2 protein-coding genes are annotated in these 1,955 nt (G+C 58.0%); one reads left to right on the forward strand and one right to left on the reverse strand.

Annotated features, from left to right (window positions below):
* Positions 1–106: 106 nt before the first annotated feature.
* On the reverse strand, positions 107–262 hold the full coding sequence (locus tag ACEW8G_RS07120; RefSeq protein WP_373487739.1) for a hypothetical protein: 156 nt from the start codon (positions 260–262) through the stop codon (positions 107–109).
* 141 nt (positions 263–403) lie between these two features.
* Here ACEW8G_RS07120 and ACEW8G_RS07125 point away from each other — a divergent pair, with 141 nt between their 5' ends.
* Positions 404–1,843 carry a nitrilase-related carbon-nitrogen hydrolase gene (locus tag ACEW8G_RS07125; RefSeq protein ID WP_373487740.1) on the forward strand — a complete coding sequence of 480 codons (1,440 nt, stop codon included), beginning with the start codon at positions 404–406 and terminating at the stop codon, positions 1,841–1,843.
* The last annotated feature ends 112 nt before the right edge of the window (positions 1,844–1,955 follow it).

Consider the following 1,955-nt stretch of genomic DNA (forward strand, 5'->3'; position numbering starts at 1 on the left):
GTTGCGCGTGCTTCGGGATCTTCGTCGATGCCTCGGCGCAGCGCCGTATACACATACGCACGGCACAACCCAGGCCAGGCCACCACCAGATGCAAACCGCCAGCTATCATCGCTCAGGCTGGGGAAGATTCATCCAGCCCCGGTATTGGCCGGTGGCCGCCACCGCTAAGACCACAAATAATACCCATCGGAACCATCGCCAAAAACGCAGGCCCCAGTCGACGTTGACGGCGTGTTTCAGTTCCTCTTGGGTCAGGCGCATCAGGCCGTCATTTCGAATTATGAGAGCGTGGTTCTCTTGTTTCAGATACGGTCGAGCTTTTACTGATTGCAACCCATTGAATCATCGCGCCTGCAAGGAGTAAGGAACTACTGAGACTGCACACCGGTCGAGGAGGGGCCCATGCGGACGCACAAGATCAACACTTTGGTGTGCTATGCCCTCGCCTTTTTGTCTGGGATATTGCTCAGCATGAGCTATTCCGTTCATCCCTTCTGGTGGGCGGCGTGGCTCGCTCCGGGACCGGTTCTCTTTGCCACCCTCCAAGCGCCCGCCGTTCATCGCCGCTTTTTGACCTTGCTGACCGGTGCGGTCGGGGGGATCGGCAGCCTACCCTATCATCTCGAACTCACAGGGTGGCTTGCTACGAGCATAATCCTCATGCTCGTTGCACTTGCTTGGTCTAGCGCGGTTCGGCTCGCAGCAGCTTTCGCGGACAGGCGACAAATTCATCTCGCTCTTCTTGCCATTCCTGTCACTTGGGCGGCGATCGATACGCTGCTGATCCATATTTCTCCCCACGGCAGCGCGGGGAGTATAGCCTACAGTCAGATGGACGCGCTCCCCATCCTCCAGGTTGCAAGCCTTGGCGGCACTCCTGCGATCACCTTTGTCGTGCTGCTCGGGGGAAGCTTGCTTGGCTTGCTCGCTTCACGAAGTAATGACTGGGACGGGCGCCATATCATCACGTCCAGTGCCTTCGCGTTCCTCGTGATCAGCACGACGCTTGTGTTCGGTATGATCCGGCTTGGACAGGCCGATCTTGTGCCAGGGGCGAGGGTTGCTCTGATTGCGACAGACGGGATCGAACAGCGACCCAGCAGCTGGGACGCCTTCTGGCAGATTTACGGCCCGCAGATCACCCAGGTTACCAAACCGGAAGCTATTGTGGTTCTTCCCGAAGCTATCGTGCGACTGCCGGAAAATGCCGCTGAGGACGCTGCACAGGCGCTTGCCTCCCACAGCTTACGGACCCGATCAACGATCGTCGTCGGCATAATGGTAGACGGTTCGGATGGACTGACAAATCGAGCCCTCGTCGCCAGACCGGAAGGAACATATCACTGGTATCTGAAGCAGCATTTGATCCCAGGTATCGAATCCAGTGTTACTTCGGGTGCTCAACCTCTGAGCCTTCCAGCCGCATCAGGAGGGATCGGTGTTGCGATCTGCAAAGATATGCATTTCCCGACGCTGGGCCGCGAATACGCGCAACGCGGGGCAAGACTTATGTTGGTCCCGGCCTATGATTTTGAGGTTGATGACTGGCTGACGGCACGCATGACGGCCTTGCGTGGCGTTGAGAGCGGAATGTCGATTGCTCGCGCCGCGCGCGGTGGCATTAGCTTTGTCAGCGACCGCTATGGCCAGATCACAGCCGAACGACGAAGCGATACCGAAATGGGCGTCCTCGTTGCGAGCATTCCCCTCGATCGTGGTAGCAGGACGGTCTATTCATCGCTCGGCGACGCATTCGGGTGGATGTGTGTGGTTGCTTGGGCAGGGTTGCTGGCATTACGCACTGGCGTGTTTCGAAAACTATTGGGTCGCAGCAACTCTTGAGGCTGGCCTCGGATTGCACAGGTCGGTGTTCGCCGAGTATTGCCGCTAAGCCGCCATTCCGTTTCCCACCCATAGTCGGACGCCATGTCCCGATGCAAAATCTGTCAGAAGC

This window comes from Blastomonas sp. (assembly GCF_041747255.1).
Lineage (GTDB): Bacteria > Pseudomonadota > Alphaproteobacteria > Sphingomonadales > Sphingomonadaceae > Blastomonas.